At 58.9% G+C, this 17,227-nt stretch carries 18 protein-coding genes; 7 read left to right on the top strand and 11 right to left on the bottom strand.

Annotation, left to right across the window (positions count from 1 at the left end; translation table 11 throughout):
- Positions 1-11: 11 nt before the first annotated feature.
- From trmL to cpxR, 3 genes are all read right to left on the bottom strand, one after another.
- Complete coding sequence (gene trmL / locus D781_RS21560; RefSeq protein WP_015962337.1) at positions 12-485, bottom strand: tRNA (uridine(34)/cytosine(34)/5-carboxymethylaminomethyluridine(34)-2'-O)-methyltransferase TrmL; 474 nt, start codon at positions 483-485, stop codon at positions 12-14.
- Positions 486-560: 75 nt separating this feature from the next.
- The gene (gene cpxA, locus D781_RS21555) at positions 561-1,949 is read right to left on the bottom strand and encodes an envelope stress sensor histidine kinase CpxA (protein WP_015962336.1); all 1,389 of its coding nucleotides are present in this window, start codon (positions 1,947-1,949) and stop codon (positions 561-563) included.
- The gene (gene cpxR / locus D781_RS21550; RefSeq protein ID WP_015962335.1) at positions 1,946-2,644 is read right to left on the bottom strand and encodes an envelope stress response regulator transcription factor CpxR; all 699 of its coding nucleotides are present in this window, start codon (positions 2,642-2,644) and stop codon (positions 1,946-1,948) included. Before cpxR ends, cpxA begins: the two co-directional genes overlap by 4 nt.
- 147 nt (positions 2,645-2,791) lie before the next feature.
- On the opposite strand from cpxR, the gene cpxP reads away from it, so the two are divergent.
- The 4 genes from cpxP (at position 2,792) to D781_RS21530 (ending at position 6,828) form a co-directional block, all read left to right on the top strand.
- On the top strand, positions 2,792-3,253 hold the full coding sequence (gene cpxP, locus D781_RS21545; protein ID WP_015962334.1) for a cell-envelope stress modulator CpxP: 462 nt from the start codon (positions 2,792-2,794) through the stop codon (positions 3,251-3,253).
- 300 nt (positions 3,254-3,553) lie between these two features.
- Positions 3,554-4,456 carry a CDF family cation-efflux transporter FieF gene (fieF, locus tag D781_RS21540; RefSeq protein ID WP_015962333.1) on the top strand — a complete coding sequence of 301 codons (903 nt, stop codon included), beginning with the start codon at positions 3,554-3,556 and terminating at the stop codon, positions 4,454-4,456.
- A 232-nt stretch (positions 4,457-4,688) separates the two neighbouring features.
- A complete protein-coding gene (gene pfkA, locus D781_RS21535; RefSeq protein WP_015962332.1) occupies positions 4,689-5,651 on the top strand; it encodes a 6-phosphofructokinase in 963 nt (320 codons plus the stop codon).
- Between the two features lie 187 nt (positions 5,652-5,838).
- Positions 5,839-6,828, top strand: a complete 990-nt coding sequence (locus D781_RS21530) for a sulfate ABC transporter substrate-binding protein (protein WP_015962331.1) — start codon at positions 5,839-5,841, stop codon at positions 6,826-6,828.
- Between the two features lie 59 nt (positions 6,829-6,887).
- On the opposite strand, the gene tpiA is transcribed toward D781_RS21530, so the two are convergent.
- Both tpiA and D781_RS21520 read right to left on the bottom strand, forming a co-directional pair.
- Positions 6,888-7,655, bottom strand: a complete 768-nt coding sequence (gene tpiA / locus D781_RS21525; RefSeq protein ID WP_015962330.1) for a triose-phosphate isomerase — start codon at positions 7,653-7,655, stop codon at positions 6,888-6,890.
- Positions 7,656-7,843: 188 nt separating this feature from the next.
- The gene (locus D781_RS21520; RefSeq protein WP_015962329.1) at positions 7,844-8,431 is read right to left on the bottom strand and encodes a DUF1454 family protein; all 588 of its coding nucleotides are present in this window, start codon (positions 8,429-8,431) and stop codon (positions 7,844-7,846) included.
- A gap of 188 nt (positions 8,432-8,619) precedes the next feature.
- On the opposite strand from D781_RS21520, the gene D781_RS21515 reads away from it, so the two are divergent.
- Positions 8,620-9,042 carry a DUF805 domain-containing protein gene (locus tag D781_RS21515; protein WP_015962328.1) on the top strand — a complete coding sequence of 141 codons (423 nt, stop codon included), beginning with the start codon at positions 8,620-8,622 and terminating at the stop codon, positions 9,040-9,042.
- Here D781_RS21515 and fpr read toward each other — a convergent pair whose 3' ends face one another.
- Positions 9,043-9,789 (bottom strand): ferredoxin--NADP(+) reductase, encoded by a 747-nt coding sequence (fpr, locus tag D781_RS21510; protein ID WP_015962327.1) that lies wholly within the window; start codon positions 9,787-9,789, stop codon positions 9,043-9,045.
- 352 nt (positions 9,790-10,141) lie between these two features.
- Between fpr and emrD the strand changes: the two genes are divergently transcribed.
- Entirely contained in the window at positions 10,142-11,326 is a 1,185-nt protein-coding gene (gene emrD, locus D781_RS21505; RefSeq protein ID WP_015962326.1) for a multidrug efflux MFS transporter EmrD, read from the top strand.
- Positions 11,327-11,365: 39 nt separating this feature from the next.
- On the opposite strand, the gene glpX is transcribed toward emrD, so the two are convergent.
- The 3 genes from glpX to D781_RS21490 form a co-directional block, all read right to left on the bottom strand.
- Positions 11,366-12,376: a class II fructose-bisphosphatase gene (gene glpX / locus D781_RS21500; protein WP_015962325.1), complete on the bottom strand. Its 1,011-nt coding sequence runs from the start codon at positions 12,374-12,376 to the stop codon at positions 11,366-11,368.
- A gap of 126 nt (positions 12,377-12,502) precedes the next feature.
- Positions 12,503-14,011 (bottom strand): glycerol kinase GlpK, encoded by a 1,509-nt coding sequence (gene glpK, locus D781_RS21495; RefSeq protein WP_015962324.1) that lies wholly within the window; start codon positions 14,009-14,011, stop codon positions 12,503-12,505.
- A 41-nt stretch (positions 14,012-14,052) separates the two neighbouring features.
- Entirely contained in the window at positions 14,053-14,904 is an 852-nt protein-coding gene (locus tag D781_RS21490; protein ID WP_015962323.1) for an MIP/aquaporin family protein, read from the bottom strand.
- A 529-nt stretch (positions 14,905-15,433) separates the two neighbouring features.
- Between D781_RS21490 and zapB the strand changes: the two genes are divergently transcribed.
- The gene (gene zapB / locus D781_RS21485) at positions 15,434-15,673 is read left to right on the top strand and encodes a septal ring assembly protein ZapB (RefSeq protein WP_015962322.1); all 240 of its coding nucleotides are present in this window, start codon (positions 15,434-15,436) and stop codon (positions 15,671-15,673) included.
- 58 nt (positions 15,674-15,731) lie between these two features.
- Here zapB and rraA read toward each other — a convergent pair whose 3' ends face one another.
- Both rraA and D781_RS21475 read right to left on the bottom strand, forming a co-directional pair.
- Positions 15,732-16,217, bottom strand: a complete 486-nt coding sequence (rraA, locus tag D781_RS21480) for a ribonuclease E activity regulator RraA (RefSeq protein WP_015962321.1) — start codon at positions 16,215-16,217, stop codon at positions 15,732-15,734.
- 79 nt (positions 16,218-16,296) lie between these two features.
- Complete coding sequence (locus D781_RS21475) at positions 16,297-17,214, bottom strand: 1,4-dihydroxy-2-naphthoate polyprenyltransferase (protein WP_015962320.1); 918 nt, start codon at positions 17,212-17,214, stop codon at positions 16,297-16,299.
- Positions 17,215-17,227 lie beyond the last annotated feature (13 nt).

Raw genomic sequence — 17,227 nt, 5'->3', positions numbered from 1 at the left:
TGTCTGCCGCGCTATTGTCTGAGCAGCGCGCCGGCATAATCCAGCTGCCGCCAGGCTTCATACACCACGACCGATACCGCATTGGACAGGTTCATGCTGCGGCTTTGCGCCTGCATCGGAATACGGATTTTTTGTTCGGCGGGCAGCGCATCCAGAATGCTGGCCGGCAGGCCGCGGGTTTCCGGGCCGAACAGCAGGTAGTCGCCCGGCTGATAGCTGACCGCGCTGTGCGCCGGCGTGCCTTTGGTGGTCAGCGCAAACAGCCGCTGAGGTTTTTCGCTGGCGACGAACGCCGCATAGTCGGCATGGCGTTTGATGCTGGCGAATTCGTGGTAATCCAGCCCGGCGCGACGCAGGCGCTTATCGTCCCACGGGAAACCCAGGGGTTCGATCAGGTGCAGCTGAAAGCCGGTGTTGGCGCACAGACGGATGATGTTGCCGGTATTGGGCGGTATTTCGGGTTCAAATAAGACGATGTTCAACATGTAAAAAGCCCCTCATGACGAGGGGCGCAGAATAGCAAATATTGCGGGGTACTGTCGCTAGCGGGTGCGCGGCGGTTAATGCTCGCGCGCCGGTTTGCGCTGGTGCAGCGGCAGCCACAGGATCAGACGCAGGCCGCCGAGCGGGCTGTCTTCCGCCTTGACCCAGCCGCGGTGCTGGGCGATGGCCGCCTCGACGATCGCCAGCCCCAGGCCGGTACCGCCGGATTCGCGGTCGCGCGCCTCATCCGTACGATAGAACGGACGGAAGATTTGTTCACGGTCTTCCGCGCTGACGCCGGGGCCGTCATCGTCAACCACAATGGTAATGCCTTGATTATCGACGCTGAACGCCACCTCAATGCGCGTATGGGAATAGCGCAGGGCGTTGCGTACGATATTTTCCAGCGCGCTGTCCAGAGCGCCGGCGTTGCCGAACAGCGTCCAGGGACCCGGCGGCGAGGTGACCGTCAGCTGCTTGCCCATCTGTTCCGCTTCAAAGCCGGCATTGTCCAGCACATCGGCCCACAGTTCGTTGGCCTTCAGCAGCTCGTGCGCCAGCTCGGTCTTCTGTTGGCCGCGCGACAGCGCCAGCAGATCGTTGATCATCGAATCCAGCCGCTGCGCCTCGGTCTCAATGCGCGCCAGCTCGTGGCCTTCGCCGTGGCGGCGGCGCATCAGCGCGGTCGCCAGCTGCAGCCGGGTCAGCGGCGTGCGCAGTTCGTGCGAGATATCGGAGATCAGCCGCTGCTGGGCGGTCATCATGCGTTCCAGCGCGCTGACCATCTGGTTGAAGCTGGCGCCGGTCGCCAGAAACTCCTGCGGCCCCGATTCCAGCTCCGGGTGCTGCTTCAGATTACCGCGCGCCACGTCATCGGCGGCGTTTTTCAGCTTGCGCGCCGGTTTCGCCAGGCTCCAGGCCAGCCAGAGCAGCAGCGGGGCGCTGATCAGCATGGTGACGATCAGCAGCAGCAGCGGCCGGTCGAACATTAGGTTGATAAAGTCGGACTGCGGGCTGTTGGCCGGACGGATCAGATAGAGCTGGTAGTTGTCTTCGCCGTCGCGCACCGAGAAGGGGCCGACCAGTTCGACGCGGCCATATTTTTTCTTCTTGGGGTGATCGGCATTGTCGGACTGGCCGATAAAGTTGCGTACGATTTGCATATCGTTACGCTGTGCGCCAATCACCCGGCCTTCGCTGGTCACCAGAATCAGGCGCTGGCCCGGCGGCGCCCATTTGTCGATGGCGCGGAACAGGCGACGCCACCACATCAGATCGTTGGCCGGATCCTGCTGTAATTCGGCCTCGACGTGCTGTTCCAGCATCAACCCCTGCCGCTGCTCGCTGTCCAGCAGCGAGGTCATCTGGCGGGAGTCGAGCTTGGGCACCATCAGCACCAGCATCAGCACCAGCGCCAATGTGAACCAGAAAATGGCGAAGATGCGTGCCGTCAAACTGTTGATCATGTTGCTGATACCATTAAATAGCCCCGGCCGCGCAGGGTTTTGAACCATGGGTGGCCGTCTTTACGGTCCGGCAGCTTGCGCCGCAGGTTGGAGATATGCATGTCGATAGCGCGGTCAAACGGCGTCAGACGTTTGCCCAGCACTTCCTGGCTCAGCAGTTCGCGCGAGACCACCTGGCCGAGATGCTGCGCCAGCAGGTACAGCAGGGTAAATTCGGTGCCGGTCAGTTCCAGCACCTGGCCGTCGAAGCTGGCTTCCTGACGCCCCGGGTTCAGCTGCAGGCCATCGACGTCCAGCGTCGGCGCGCCGCTGTCGACGCTTTGCTGCTGCTCGCTCCAGTTGGAACGGCGCAAGATGGCGCGGATGCGTGCCACCAGTTCACGATCGTTGAACGGTTTCGGCAGATAGTCGTCGGCGCCGAGCTCCAGGCCCAGCACCCGATCCAGCTCGCTGCCGCGGGCGGTCAGCATGATCACCGGGGTTTGGTGGTGCTGACGCAGTTCTTTCAGCGTATCGATGCCGTTTTTCTTCGGCATCATGATGTCCAACAGCAAGAGATCGATGGAGCCGTCCAGCAGCGACAACGCCTGTTCGCCGTCATGGGCAACGACGATATTAAAGCCTTCCATCTCAAGCAGTTCTTTCAGCAGCGAGGTCAGCTCGCGGTCGTCGTCAACTAACAGAATCTTGTTCATTATGATTTACCTCCTGACGCAAAATACGTCATCAACTGTTGGCATTCCATGACTTTACGTAGTTTTACATGCCCTGACGGATGTTTGCAGCTGCAGCGATACACTGCTCCTCGTTGACTTGCAAAGCGGAATGAACGAGGAGTGAAAATGCGTAAGGTGACCGCATTAGTCGTGGCATCCATGTTGGCATCAGGTTCCGCCATCGCCGCCGACGCCATATCGCCTTCCGCGCAGGATGCCGCAACCAGCAACCCCGGCCAGCATCATATGTTTGACGGCGTCAGGTTGACTGAAAAGCAACGTCAGCAAATGCGCGATTTAATGCGCCAGGCCCGTCACGACCTGCCTGGTGTCAATGTAGCTGAAATGGAAGCAATGCATAAGCTGGTGACGGCAAACAAATTTGATGAAGCCGCCGTGTATGCACAGGCGGAGAAGGTGGCCCAGGAACAGGTGAAGCGCCAGGTCGAGATGGCCCGGGTGCGCAACCAAATGTATAACTTACTGACGCCACAGCAAAAAAGTGTTCTAGACCAGAAGCATCAGCAGCGTATGCAGCAGATGGAGCAACAACTTTCTGGTTTGCAGCAAGCTTCTGCCCAGAAGTGAGTGCGACTGAGTAGTACCCTGTTTTTCCTTGCCATAGACACCATCCCTGTCTTCCCCCCTCATGATGAGGGGGTTTTTTTTGACCAAAATCCATCAGGGGTATTTAGATACAACGCCCCTCTGGAGTTGGCCGACGTGCTGCCGATATTGAACATATGGTGTCGATCTCTGAACCCATGGCGGCAACTATGCGGCGTATGTCCGCGGCTGACCGGCAAAGACTCATCACCCTGACGGCGGGGATTTTTTACCCGACATTCCGTTATACTCACCCCACTGGATAGTGAATCGGGATAGGTTATGGAACAGCAATATGCGTGCCTGGTGAAGTCCGCCGCTCTGGCCGCGACCGTGATGGCATCAATCCTGCTGCTGATAAAGATCGTCGCCTGGTATATCACCGGGTCGGTGAGCCTGTTGGCGGCGCTGGTGGACTCCCTGGTCGATATTGCCGCTTCGCTGACCAACCTGCTGGTGGTGCGTTATGCGCTGCAGCCGGCGGATGAGGAACATACTTTTGGCCACGGCAAGGCCGAATCGCTGGCGGCGCTGGCGCAGAGCATGTTCGTTTCCGGCTCCGCGCTGTTTTTATTCCTGACCGGCTTTCAGCATCTCTATGCGCCCGAGACGCTGCGTGCGCCCGCCGTTGGTATTGTGGTGACGGTTATCGCCTTGCTGAGCACCTTGCTGCTGGTCACCTACCAGCGCTGGGTGGTGCGCAAAACGCGCAGCCAGGCGGTGCGCGCAGATATGTTGCATTATCAGTCAGATGTCATGATGAATGGTGCTATTCTTATCGCGCTTGGGCTAAGCTGGTACGGTTTTCAGCGGGCGGATGCGTTGTTCGCGTTGGGTATCGGCGTCTACATTCTTTACAGCGCGTTGCGTATGGGTTACGAGGCGGTGCAGTCGCTACTGGATCGCGCATTGCCGGATGATGAACGGCGCGCCATTATTGAGGTGGTTTCCTCATGGCCGGGCATCAAAGGGGCGCACGATTTGCGCACCCGCCAGTCTGGCCCGACCCGGTTTATTCAGCTGCATTTGGAAATGGAAGACAATTTGCCGCTGATGCAGGCGCATATTTTGGCTGAACAAGTGGAAAAAGCGTTATTGCACCGTTTTCCCGGCGCGGATGTCATCATCCACCAGGATCCGTGTTCCGTGGTGCCTGCGGGGCGGCAGGGTCGTTGGGAGCTATAATTAACCTATTGCAATGGTGCCGGATCCCATGAAGAAAACGTAAAATTAGCTCAGTGTGCGTTGTTACTTTTTACCTGAATTTAGCGTGACCTGAATCAATTCAGCTTGGTGATTTTGTTATAGTATTCGGCAATAAAATTCGTAGGCGGGGTTGCTGCAACCGGAAACGCGAAAAGCCAATCGGCAAAGACAAAGTTCTTAAGAAATTGCATCTACAAGTTCAGAGGTAGTCATGATCAAGAAAATCGGTGTACTGACGAGTGGCGGTGATGCGCCGGGTATGAACGCGGCGATCCGTGGCGTTGTACGCGCCGCGCTTACGGAAGGTCTGGAAGTTTTTGGTATTTACGACGGCTACCTTGGCTTGTACGAAGATCGCATGGAGCAGTTGGACCGCTACAGCGTGTCCGACATGATCAACCGTGGCGGCACCTTCCTCGGATCGGCCCGCTTTCCGGAATTCAGAGATGAAAACGTACGCGCCAAGGCGATTGAGAACCTTAAGAAACACGGCATCGATGCGCTGGTGGTGATCGGCGGCGACGGCTCCTATATGGGGGCAAAACGCCTGACGGAAGAGGGGTTTCCGTGCATCGGCCTGCCGGGCACTATCGATAACGACGTGGCCGGCACCGACTACACCATTGGTTTCTTCACCGCGCTGGAAACCGTGGTAGAAGCGATTGACCGTCTGCGTGATACCTCTACCTCGCACCAGCGTATTTCAATTGTGGAAGTGATGGGGCGCTACTGCGGCGACCTGACGCTGGCGGCGGCGATTGCCGGCGGCTGTGAGTTTATCGTCCTGCCGGAAATTGAATTTAACCGTGACGATCTGGTGTGTGAAATCAAGGCCGGCATCGCCAAGGGTAAAAAGCACGCGATCGTGGCGATTACCGAGCACATCTGCGACATTGACGAGCTGGCCGCCTATATCGAGCAGGAAACCAAGCGTGAAACCCGCGCTACCGTGCTGGGCCACATTCAGCGCGGCGGTTCGCCGGTGGCGTATGACCGTATTCTGGCTTCGCGCATGGGGGCTTACTCCATCGAACTGCTGCTGAAAGGGTACGGCGGCCGCTGCGTCGGTATCCAGAATGAGAAGATGGTGCACCATGACATCATCGACGCGATTGAAAACATGAAGCGTCCTTTCAAGGGCGACTGGCTGGAAACGGCGAAAAAGCTGTACTGATCCTGCCCGGCCGTGCCGACAGACAAGCCTCCGTACGCGGGGGCTTTTTTTTGTGGATCGTCGCCATATTCCAGAATCGTCTAGGCCCAAATTTTTTATTCTTTAATTGCTGCCCCAGTTTCTGGCAGGCTTTGACGCTAAATCAGCCGTTTTGAGCTGGCGATTATTTATCTTGGGAGAGCGTGCGATGCGTAAATGGGGTGTAGGCCTGACATTAATGTTGCTGACAACCGGAGCGTTGGCGAAAGATCTTCAATTGCTGAACGTTTCATACGACCCGACGCGCGAGTTCTACCAGGAATACAATGCCGCCTTCAGCCAGCACTGGCAGCAGCAGCACGGCGATAAAGTTACCGTGCGTCAGTCCCATGGCGGTTCCGGCAAACAGGCCACGTCGGTGATTAACGGCATCGAGGCGGATGTGGTGACGCTGGCGCTGGCTTACGATGTGGATGCGATCGCCGCGCGCGGGCGGATTGATAAAAACTGGATCAAACGCCTGCCGGACAACTCGGCGCCTTATACCTCCACCATCGTGTTCCTGGTGCGTAAAGGGAACCCCAAACAGATCCACGACTGGCCGGATCTGATCAAGCCGGGCGTATCGGTGATCACGCCGAACCCGAAAACCTCCGGCGGCGCACGCTGGAACTATCTGGCGGCCTGGGGTTATGCGCTGCATCACAACAATAACGATCAGGCCAAGGCGCAGGCGTTTGTTAAGAGCCTCTATAAGAATGTGGAAGTGCTGGATTCCGGCGCGCGCGGCGCGACCAATACCTTCGTTGAGCGCGGCATTGGCGACGTGCTGATCGCTTGGGAAAACGAGGCCTTGCTGGCGAAAAAGGAGCTGGGTAAGGATAAGTTTGAAATCGTCACTCCGAGCGAGTCGATTCTGGCGGAGCCGACCGTATCCGTGGTGGATCGCGTGGTCGACAAGCGCGGCACCCGTGAGGTGGCGAACGCCTATCTGAAGTATCTGTATTCTCCGGTGGGGCAGACCATTGCGGCGAAGAACTACTATCGCCCGCGTGATGCCGCGGTTGAGGTCAAATTCGCCGAGCAGTTCCCGAAACTGAAGCTGTTTACCGTTGATGATACCTTTGGCGGCTGGAGCAAGGCGCAGAAGGAACACTTCGCCAGCGGCGGAAAGTTTGACGAAATCAGCAGACGCTGAGACGTAACAATAAAAAAACCCCGGCATGCCGGGGTTTTGTCATTCTGAGCCGTTGGCTATCAGGCTTTTTTCGCTGCGGCTGCGGCTTTGACGATCACGGCGAAGGCGTCGGCCTTCAGCGATGCGCCGCCTACCAGCGCGCCGTCGATGTCCGGCTGGGCGAACAGCTCTGCGGCGTTTTTATCATTCACGGAACCGCCGTACTGAATGATGATGCCGGCAGCGACGTCGGCATCGTGCTTGGCGATGTGGTCGCGGATAAATTTGTGTACCGCCTGAGCCTGCGCAGGGGTAGCGGACTTGCCGGTGCCGATGGCCCAGACCGGCTCATAGGCAATCACGGTGTCTTTCATCGCCGGCGCGCCCAGGGTTTTCAGCACGGCGTCAATCTGACGTGCGCAAACTTCTTCGGTCTGGCCCGCTTCGTTTTCCGCTTCGGTTTCACCGATGCACAGCACCGGGGTCAGGCCGGCTTCTTTCAGCACCGCGAATTTCTCGGCGATCACTTCGTCGCTCTCTTTGTGATAGGTGCGACGCTCAGAGTGGCCGATGATGATGTACTGTGCGCCGACGTCTTTCAGCATGTTGGCGGAAACTTCACCGGTAAAGGCGCCGGCCAGGTTCACGTCTACGTTCTGGGCGCCCAGCGCGATGCGGCTGCCGGCCAGCTGATGCTTGGCCTGGTCCAGGTACATGACCGGCGGCGCGATGGCTACGCCGCAGCCTTCTACGCTGCTCAGTTCGTTGCGCAGGCCGGCGATCAGCTCGTTAACCATGTGCGTGCTGCCGTTCAGTTTCCAGTTACCCATCACTAATGGATGACGCATAATTTTTCCTCCAACAAGGGAACGTGAGAATCGATGCCCGACATCAGCGAAGCGGCAGCCTACAGCGCGGCCGCTTCGGGCAGAAAGGGCATAAATAACTACTGCCGGACCGGCAGTCAACCTGCCCAACAGTATAGAGATGAATGGATCGGATGGCTTTGCTTTTCGTCATTTAATCGTCGCGGGGTTCACGGTTCCGCCAGCGTCAGTTTCACCGGCTCCACCGCGAACGTCAGGCCCTGTTCGCCGTTATCGGCGACCACATAGCGGATGGCGCCGACCTGCTGAGTGTAAAAGCGCGAGCCTTTACCCTTCTCCAGTAAGGTACTCACCTTGATGATGCTCTGCTCTACCGTTAACGCCGGTTCGAACTGGCGCATTAATGCCGCCATATAGTTGACGGTGACGGCGCGTGCGCTTTTCTCTTCGTTGCCCTGCAGCGGCAGGTGGGTGATTTGCAGCGTTTTGATTTTACCGGTGCCTTTTTCCAGCGCGGTGGAGGCATACAGGTTTTCGTTGAGTTTACTGGCGGCGCGGGTCAGCAGCGGCGTGTCGTCGGCGCTGCCGTCAATGGCGCGGAACTCGCCGATCGGCAGTTTGGGGTTGTCGCGATTGTATTTGGCGCGGAATTTCGCCACGGTCAGATCGAACGTCGGCGCTCCGGCCAGCAGGTATGGCGCGGTTGGGGGCGCATCATTGGCGGCCGGCGTTTGCTCGGCCCAGGCATGGCCCACGCCCGAAAGCAGACAGGCGACGAGAGGAAGTGTTCTCAGCATAGCTCGCGGTGTTGATAGCAAATCGGACTCCGATTAAAGCGGTAATCGGGGGAGGTTGTCAAAGATCCGCCCGGATTATCTGTTTGCTGCCCTGAATGGTGTGCGGCGCATCAGCGCTGACGCCGTCCCTGCCGTGCCTATGTTACACTGCCGCACAGCTTATGGGCAGATTAACAACGCAGGATTCCATGACAATACAGCAGTGGTGTTTTTCGTTTAAAGGGCGCATTACGCGGCGCGATTTCTGGCTTTGGATGGGTGTCTGGCTGGTGCTGATGGCGGCAGCGTTTACGCTGGCCAACTATCAGTGGGTTGCTATCCAGAGCATTGCGTTTTTTATTGTGGCGCTGCTGTGGCCGACGGCGGCGGTGCTGGTCAAGCGGCTGCACGATCGCAATAAATCCGGCTGGTGGGCGCTGCTGCTGATTTTGGCGTGGATGCTGGCGGCGGGCAACTGGCAGATGCTGGCGCCGATCTGGCAGTGGGGCGTCGGGCGTTTTATCCCGACGCTGATTATCGTCATGATGGCCATCGATCTGGGCGCCTTTGTCGGGACGCCCGGCGAGAATCGCTTCGGGCCTGAAGCCGAACCGGTCAAATTCCGCGATTAATCACCAGTAGTGCTCGCTGGTGATGTGCCCCGGCTTGCGGCGCAGGTGTTTGCGCATCCCGTGCAGCTCCTTCAGCGTTTGCTGGGTGTCGCGCACCATCTGCGGATTGCCGCACAGCATCACATGGCCGGTTTCCGCATCCAGCGGTAGGCCGATGGCGGCCTCCAGGCGGCCGTCTTCAATCAGCGCCGGCACCCGGCCGGTCAGCGAGCCGGAGACCTCCTCGCGGCTGACCACCGTCTGAATGCGCAGTTTGCCGTTGTAGCGCTGCTGCAGCTGCTGCATCAGCGGCAGGTAGCTCAGGTCGCGGGCATAGCGGGCGGCGTGCACCAGCACCAGATTTTTGAAGCGTTCAAGGCCTTTGCCTTCCTGCAGAATCGACAGGTACGGACCAATGGCGGTGCCGGTCGCCAGCATCCACAGGGTTTCGCAGTCCGGCACTTCGTCCAGTACGAAGAAGCCGGCGGCCTCTTTGGTCACCATTACTTCCGCACCCGGCTGCAGCTGGTTCAGCCGTGGGCTGAGTTTGCCTTCCGGCACCGTGACCAGGTAAAACTCCAGGTTGGAGTCGCAGGGCGCATTGACGTAGGAGTAGGCGCGCTGCACGCGCTCGCCGTCAATCTCCAACGCCAGCTTGGCGAACTGGCCGGCGGTAAATGGGTCGATGGCGGCATCGACGGTGAGACTGAACAGCCCATCGGTCCACTGTTCCAGGTGAGTAACCTTGCCTTTAACCCATTCAGCCATACTTCATGCTCCCATCATCAAATCAAAAATAAAATTAGCACTCTGCGCGGTCGGCGTCGTTATCGCTCTCTGATATTTATCTTATGGCAAGTTGATGCAAACAATTATCGATTAAATGCTAAAGCCTGGCGGCGGCCCGCGGTGCCTGCCGTCGCGGTATGCGTGACGTACCGTTTAATTTACGAGAATGGACGACTTTGCTGCCAGTGTGACCTGGATCAATATTTGGTCGGGACTCGCTAAAAAAAACAGATTTGTTAGTTTATGCGCCAACAAGAGGATGTCTGCGCAACGCTGGCCAAAATTGCCGCCACGCGCAGGGTTTTGGTGAGTTAAGACGTTAACAAAGAGAATGAGAAAACTAGAGAATTTCCACCTGTTGGTGATGCTGATCCTGCTGGTTGCCGTCGGTCAGATGGCGCAAACCATTTATGTGCCGACGATTGCCAATATTGCCCACGATTTGTCGGTGCGCACCGGCGCCGTGCAGCAGGTGATGGCGGCCTATCTGTTGACCTACGGTTTTTCACAGCTGATCTACGGCCCGCTGTCGGATCGCGTTGGCCGCCGGCCGGTGATTCTGGCCGGGATGGCTATTTTTATGCTCGGTGCCACCGGCGCGCTGCTGGCTAACAGCCTGACGATGCTGGTGGCCGCCAGCGCCATTCAGGGCATGGGCACCGGCGTGGCCGGCGTGATGGCGCGCACCATGCCGCGCGACCTGTATGCCGGCACCGCGCTGCGCTATGCCAACAGCCTGCTGAATATGGGCATTCTGGTCAGTCCGCTGCTGGCACCGGTGATTGGCGGCGCGCTGGCGATGGTCTTCGGCTGGCGCGCCAGCTATGCGTTCCTGCTGGTATTGTGCGTGGGCGTCGCCTTCGCCATGTTCCGCTGGCTGCCGGAAACCCGCCCGCAGCAAACGGAAAAACGGCGCATGCTGGCCAGCTTCCGCCAGCTGCTGGCCGATGGAGCGTTCAGCCGCTATCTGGTCATGCTGATCGGCGGTCTGGCGGGGATTGCGGTGTTTGAGGCCAGCTGCGGCGTACTGATGGGCGGCGTGCTGGGACTGAACGGGCTGACCGTCAGCATCCTGTTTATTCTGCCGATCCCGGCGGCCTTTTTCGGCGCATGGTATGCCGGCCGCGACGGCAAAAGCTTCCAGCAGCTGATGTGGCATTCGGTGCTGAGCTGCCTGCTGGCGGGTCTGATGATGTGGATCCCCGGCTGGTTCGGCGTGATGAATATCTGGACGCTGATTGTTCCCGCCGCGCTGTTTTTCTTCGGCGCCGGGATGCTGTTCCCGCTGGCGACCACCGGGGCGATGGAGCCGTTCCCTTACCTGGCCGGCGCCGCCGGCGCACTGGTGGGCGGGATGCAGAATATGGGCTCCGGTCTCGCCACCTGGCTGTCGTCCATGCTGCCGCAGACCGGGCAGTTCAGCCTGGGCCTGCTGATGTTCGCCATGGCGCTGCTGATTCTGCTGTGCTGGTGGCCGCTGTCCAACCGTATGCAGCAGGCGGGCCACACCGTTTAACGTGAGCGGCCAGGCATTGCCTGGCCGTCGGGTGACCCCTTACAGCAGGTACGGGTGCAGCGCCGGGTCCTTACGATCCAGATAGTGGGTCGAACGGATGCGGCGGATGGTGCGTGATTTACCGCGGATCAACAGCGTTTCCGTGGTCGCCATATTGCCCTGGCGGCTGATGCCTTCCAACAGGTCACCTTTGGTGATGCCGGTGGCGGCGAAGATGACGTTGTCATTGCGCGCCATATCGTCCAGCAGCAGCACCTTGCCCGCCTCAATGCCCATCTCCTTACAGCGCGCCAGCTCCTGCTCGCCGATGCGGCGGTTGGCGTCATTATCTTCCTTCACCTGATGACGCGGCAGCAGGCGCGCCTGCATATCGCCGTCCAGCGCGCGGATCACCGCGGCGGAAATCACCCCTTCCGGCGCGCCGCCGATGCCGTACATCACATCCACTTCGCTGTCCGGCATGCAGGTCAGGATTGAGGCGGCCACGTCGCCGTCCGGAATGGCGAACACCTTGACGCCCATCTGCTGCATTTGCGCGATCGTCGCGTCGTGACGCGGTTTAGCCAGCGTGATCACCGTCAGTTGCGACAGTGGCTTGTTCAGCCGCGCGGCGACGTTTTGCAGGTTGTCGGCGAGCGGCAGGCTGAGGTCAATAGCGCCGCGCGCCGCCGGCCCTACCACCAGTTTTTCCATATACATATCCGGCGCGTGCAGGAAGGTGCCGCGATCGCCGACCGCCAGCACTGCCAGCGCGTTGGATTGTCCCATGGCGGTCATGCGCGTGCCTTCTATCGGGTCGACGGCGATATCCACCGCATCGCCCTGGCCGGTGCCGACCTGCTCGCCGATATACAGCATCGGCGCTTCATCGATTTCACCTTCGCCAATCACGATGCGGCCATCGATCGCCACCTTGTTGAGCATAATCCGCATGGCGTGGACGGCGGCGCCGTCGGCGGCATTCTTGTCGCCGCGTCCCAGCCATTGATAGCCGGCTAACGCCGCAGCTTCGGTTACGCGGGAAAATTCGATGGCTAATTCACGTTTCATGGCAAAACCTGTCAGTGAGTAGAGGGGAAGAGCGGGTAAGTTTACCACAGCGGCGGGCGGGCGCGGCGGGGCAAAAAAAAGCGCCGCCTTGCGGCAGCGCATTGTTCGTGTGACTTCGGCGCGGAATTATTCGTGGTCTTCCCACGCCTGGGCGCGGGCGACCGCTTTTTTCCAGCCGCTGTAACGGTAGTTACGTTCGGTGGTTTCGATGCTCGGGCGGAATTCCCGCTCGATGACTGCCTTGCTCTTCACTTCATCCAGGTCGTTCCAGTAGCCGATGGCCAGACCGGCGAGGAACGCCGCGCCTAACGCCGTAGACTCGCGCACTTCAGGACGCTCAACGCGCGTGCCCAGAATGTCGGACTGGAACTGCATCAGGAAGTTGTTGGCGACAGCGCCGCCGTCAACGCGCAGCGACTGCAGACGGGTATTGGAGTCGGCCTGCATGGCGTCCAGTACGTCGCGGGTCTGATAGGCGATGGACTCCAGCGTTGCACGGATGATGTGGTTGCTGTTGGCGCCGCGGGTCAGACCGAAAATGGCGCCGCGCGCATACGGATCCCAGTATGGCGCGCCCAGACCGGTGAAGGCCGGCACCACGTAGACACCGTTGCTGTCTTTCACCTTGGTGGCGAAGTATTCGGAATCGGCCGCATCGCTGATCAGCTTCAGCTCGTCGCGCAGCCACTGGATAGACGCGCCGCCGATAAACACCGCGCCTTCCAGCGCGTAGTTCACTTCACCGCGCGGGCCACAGGCAATGGTGGTCAGCAGGCCGTGGCTGGAGCTGACCGCCTCTTCGCCGGTATTCATCAGCAGGAAGCAGCCGGTGCCGTAGGTGTTCTTCGCCATGCCCGGCTGGACGCACAGTTGGCCGAACAGCGCCGCCTGCTGGTCACCGGCGATGCCGGCGATAGGAATACGCGTGCCGCCCTTGCCGCCGATGTTGGTCTGGCCGTAAATTTCGGAAGACGGGCGCACCTTCGGCAGCATGGCGCGTGGAATATCCAGCGCCTGCAGCATGCGTTCATCCCAGTCGAGCTGGTGGATGTTGAACATCATGGTGCGCGAGGCGTTGGTGTAATCGGTGACGTGAACCCGCCCCTGCGTCATTTTCCACACCAGCCAGGTGTCGACGGTGCCGAACAGCAGTTCGCCGCGCTTGGCGCGTTCACGGGCGCCCTCGACGTGATCCAGGATCCATTTCACCTTAGTGCCGGAGAAGTACGGGTCGACCACCAGGCCGGTGTTCTGACGGATGTACTCTTCCAGGCCGTCGCGCTTGAGCTGTTCGCAGATATCTGCGGTGCGGCGGCACTGCCAGACGATGGCGTTGTAGATCGGCTTGCCGGTCTCTTTTTCCCACACGATGGTGGTTTCGCGCTGGTTGGTGATGCCGATCCCGGCGATTTGGTCCGAGTTGATGTCGGCTTTCGCCAGCACTTCGACCAGCGTGGAGCTTTGAGAAGCCCAAATCTCCATCGGGTCGTGCTCTACCCAGCCGGCCTTTGGATAAATTTGTTCAAATTCGCGCTGCGATACTGCAACGATATTGGCATCGTGATCCATGACGACGGCGCGTGAGCTGGTGGTTCCCTGGTCGAGGGCGACAATAAATTTTTTTTCTGTAGTCATGGTTGAGTCCTGCTGTTGTTAACCATTTTAAACTGCGCCAATTACGCTTTACGCTGCGACGTTTTGGCGGCAGGCTGCCCTTGCTCTTCTTCGACGCAGTCGTCGCAAGGCAAGTGGCGGCCAATCAAGGTACGATAGCCGAAGGCGCCCAGGATGGCCCCGAGAATCGGTCCGAAAATCGGTACCAGGAAGTACGGGATATCGCGTGCGCCGGTAAAGGCGACGTTGCCCCAGCCGGCGAGATAGGCGAACATTTTTGGTCCGAAATCACGCGCCGGGTTCAGGGCGAAGCCGGTCAACGGGCCCATGGAAGCGCCGATAACGGCGATCAGAATACCGATCAGCAGCGGCGCCAGCGGGCCGCGCGGTACGCCGTTGCCATCGTCGGTTAGCGCCAGAATCAGGCACATCAGAATGGCGGTGATCACGGTTTCCACCAGGAACGCCTGCGCGACGGAGATGTGCGGGTTTGGATAGGTGGAGAAAATCCCGGCCAGATCCAGACTCTCTGCGCTGCCACGCACCATGTTGTGGGCGGCTTCGAAATCAAAGAACAGATTGTAGTACAGGCCGTAGACCAGCGCAGCGGCGCAGAAGGCGCCGGCGACCTGGGCGATGATGAACGGAACCACGCGGCGGCCGTTAAAGTTGGCGAACAGCCACAGTGCGATGGTGACGGCCGGGTTGAGGTGGGCGCCGGAGATGCCGGCGGTCAGATAGATCGCCATGGCGACCCCGAAGCCCCAAATAACGCTGATTTCCCATTGGCCGAAGCTGGCGCCGGCCAGTTTTAATGCGGCAACGCATCCTGCGCCAAAGAAGATCAGTAGGCCGGTGCCGAGAAATTCTGCGATACATTGGCCTTTTAATGTCGGACTGGTGTTTTGGCTCATAATGTTGTTGTCCTGCAGGGTTATAGGTTTTAGGCTCGGCGGGTAGCCTGCCGGCCTTAAGGTACAGGTTTTTTTAATCTCATCCTCTTTTAAATTGAGGACGTGATGTAAATTTATCGTTAACGAACATAAACGAGAAATAGCGAAATCAAAATGTGTGTGCTCCGTCATAAAATTGAGCGAATTCGCGTTGTCTGCTGTTCTTTCCGCGCCATCTCGCAGCCGGGTTGGTCAGGGTTTTTGTCCGACAATTGTTAGCGCGCGTTTGTCGTCATACGCGCATTTTTCAGTTTTGGCTGATGGCGGGGGCGGGAAAATTGCAACAGACTGCGCGTTGAGCCGGTATGTTGCTAGACAGTAAGAGGCGGGCTACTTACAATCGTTTTTATCGAAAGAGCGTTTTATCGAGACAGGCGCGTTTTTAATCAAAAGCGCGTGTCACTTGCGCGATGCATATTCGCAGCGGCTGCAGCCTGTGCTGTGCGGCTGCTTAATAGATGTACGCCTTGCTATCATGAGGGGACCGAAGATGTCATTTGAAGTATTTGAAAAACTGGAAGCAAAAGTTCAGCAGGCGATTGATACCATCACTCTGTTGCAGATGGAAATTGAAGAGCTGAAAGAGAAGAACAATACGCTGTCTCAGGAAGTGCAGAACGCCGCCGGCAACCACGAATCACTGGTGCGTGAGAATCAGCAGCTGAAAGAAGAACAGCACGTATGGCAAGATCGCCTGCGCGCGCTGCTGGGCAAAATGGAAGAGGTCTGATTCCCTTTGCCGCAGTAACGAAAAGGGCGCCGACGGCGCCCTTTTTCATGGTAACGGCTTATTCAATATCGAGCGGGTCTTCCGCCAGAATGATGCCGGTATTGTCGGCATACAGATGATCGCCGGAGAAGAAGGTGACGCCGCCGAAGTTGACGCGGATATCGCTTTCACCCACGCCTTCGCTGGTGGCGCCGACCGGGATGGCCGCCATGGCCTGGATGCCGATATCCAGCTCTTCCAGATCGTCCACCTGACGCACCGCGCCGTACACCACAATGCCTTCCCACTCGTTCTGGGTCGCCAGGCGCGCCAGTTCCGCGTTGATCAACGCCCGGCGGACCGAACCACCGCCGTCGACCAGCAGGACGCGGCCGCGGCCGTTTTCTTCAAGCAGGTCAAAAAGCAGGCCATTATCCTCGAAACACTTCACCGTGGTGATCTGTCCGCCAAATGAAGTACGCCCGCCAAAATTAGAGAACAGAGGCTCAACCACGTTGACCTCTTCATGATAGATATCGCAAAGTTCGGAAGTATCGTATTTCATAGGATTTTATGTCTGTTTGCCGCTGGAATAACCAGTATATCCCTTTCTGCGCCCTGTTGGCAAAATCATCAGTTTTTATCTAGCTGAGCGCCACGCCGGCGGCGAACAAAATATTCGCCAGCAGGGCGGCCTTGACCATGTGCTCCAGCATCGGGCGCATGCCGGCCGGCGAAGGGTCGCGCAGTACGCGCAGCGCATGGCGCCACAGCAGCGGCACCGCCAGCACAAACAGCCAGCCCCACGGGCCGCTCAGGTTGAACAGGGTGAACAGCGCAAAGCACAGCACCGCGCCAATCAGCAGCAACGCATGGTATCGCCGGGCGTTCTTCGGCCCCAGCCGCACCGCCAGGGTGTTCTTGCCGTTGGCGCGGTCGCTTTCGATATCACGCAGGTTATTGATGTTCAGCACCGCCGCCGCCAACAGGCCGCAGGCGGTGGCCGGCAGCATCACGATGCTGTCGAAATGCAACGTCTGCAGGTAATAGGTGCCGGCCACGCTCAACCAGCCAAAGAACGCCAGCACCGAGATATCCCCCAGCCCCAGATAGCCATAAGGCTTGTTGCCGACGGTATAGGTAATGGCGGCGACGATCGCCAGCGCGCCGAGCGCCAGGAAGCCGACCACGTCGCGCGGCGTTTCGCAGGCCAGCGCAATCAGCGAACAGCCGGCGATGGCGATCAGCACCACGGTAATGACCAGCGCGCGTTTCATCTGCGCCTGGGTAATCATGCCTTTTTGCATGCCGCGCAGCGGCCCGATGCGATCTTCTGTGTCGCTGCCTTTGACGGCGTCGCCGTAATCATTGGCCAGGTTGGAGAGGATCTGCAGCAGTCCGGCGGTCAACAGCGCCAACAGCGCGACGCCAGGTTTTAGGCTGCCTTGCCAGGCGGCAATGGCGGAACCGACAACGATGGAGGCGAAAGCCAGCGGCAGGGTGCGTGGACGTAAACTTTCCAGCCAGGCTCTGGCTGGGGTGGTGGAGGTAGATGAGCTCATTTTTCGCTTCAGC

The sequence above is a fragment of the Serratia sp. FGI94 genome, from assembly GCF_000330865.1.
In the GTDB taxonomy this organism is placed as follows: domain Bacteria; phylum Pseudomonadota; class Gammaproteobacteria; order Enterobacterales; family Enterobacteriaceae; genus Serratia_B; species Serratia_B rubidaea.
Note: the sequence above shows the minus strand (reverse complement) of the source record. Positions and strands in the feature narration are given on the sequence as shown.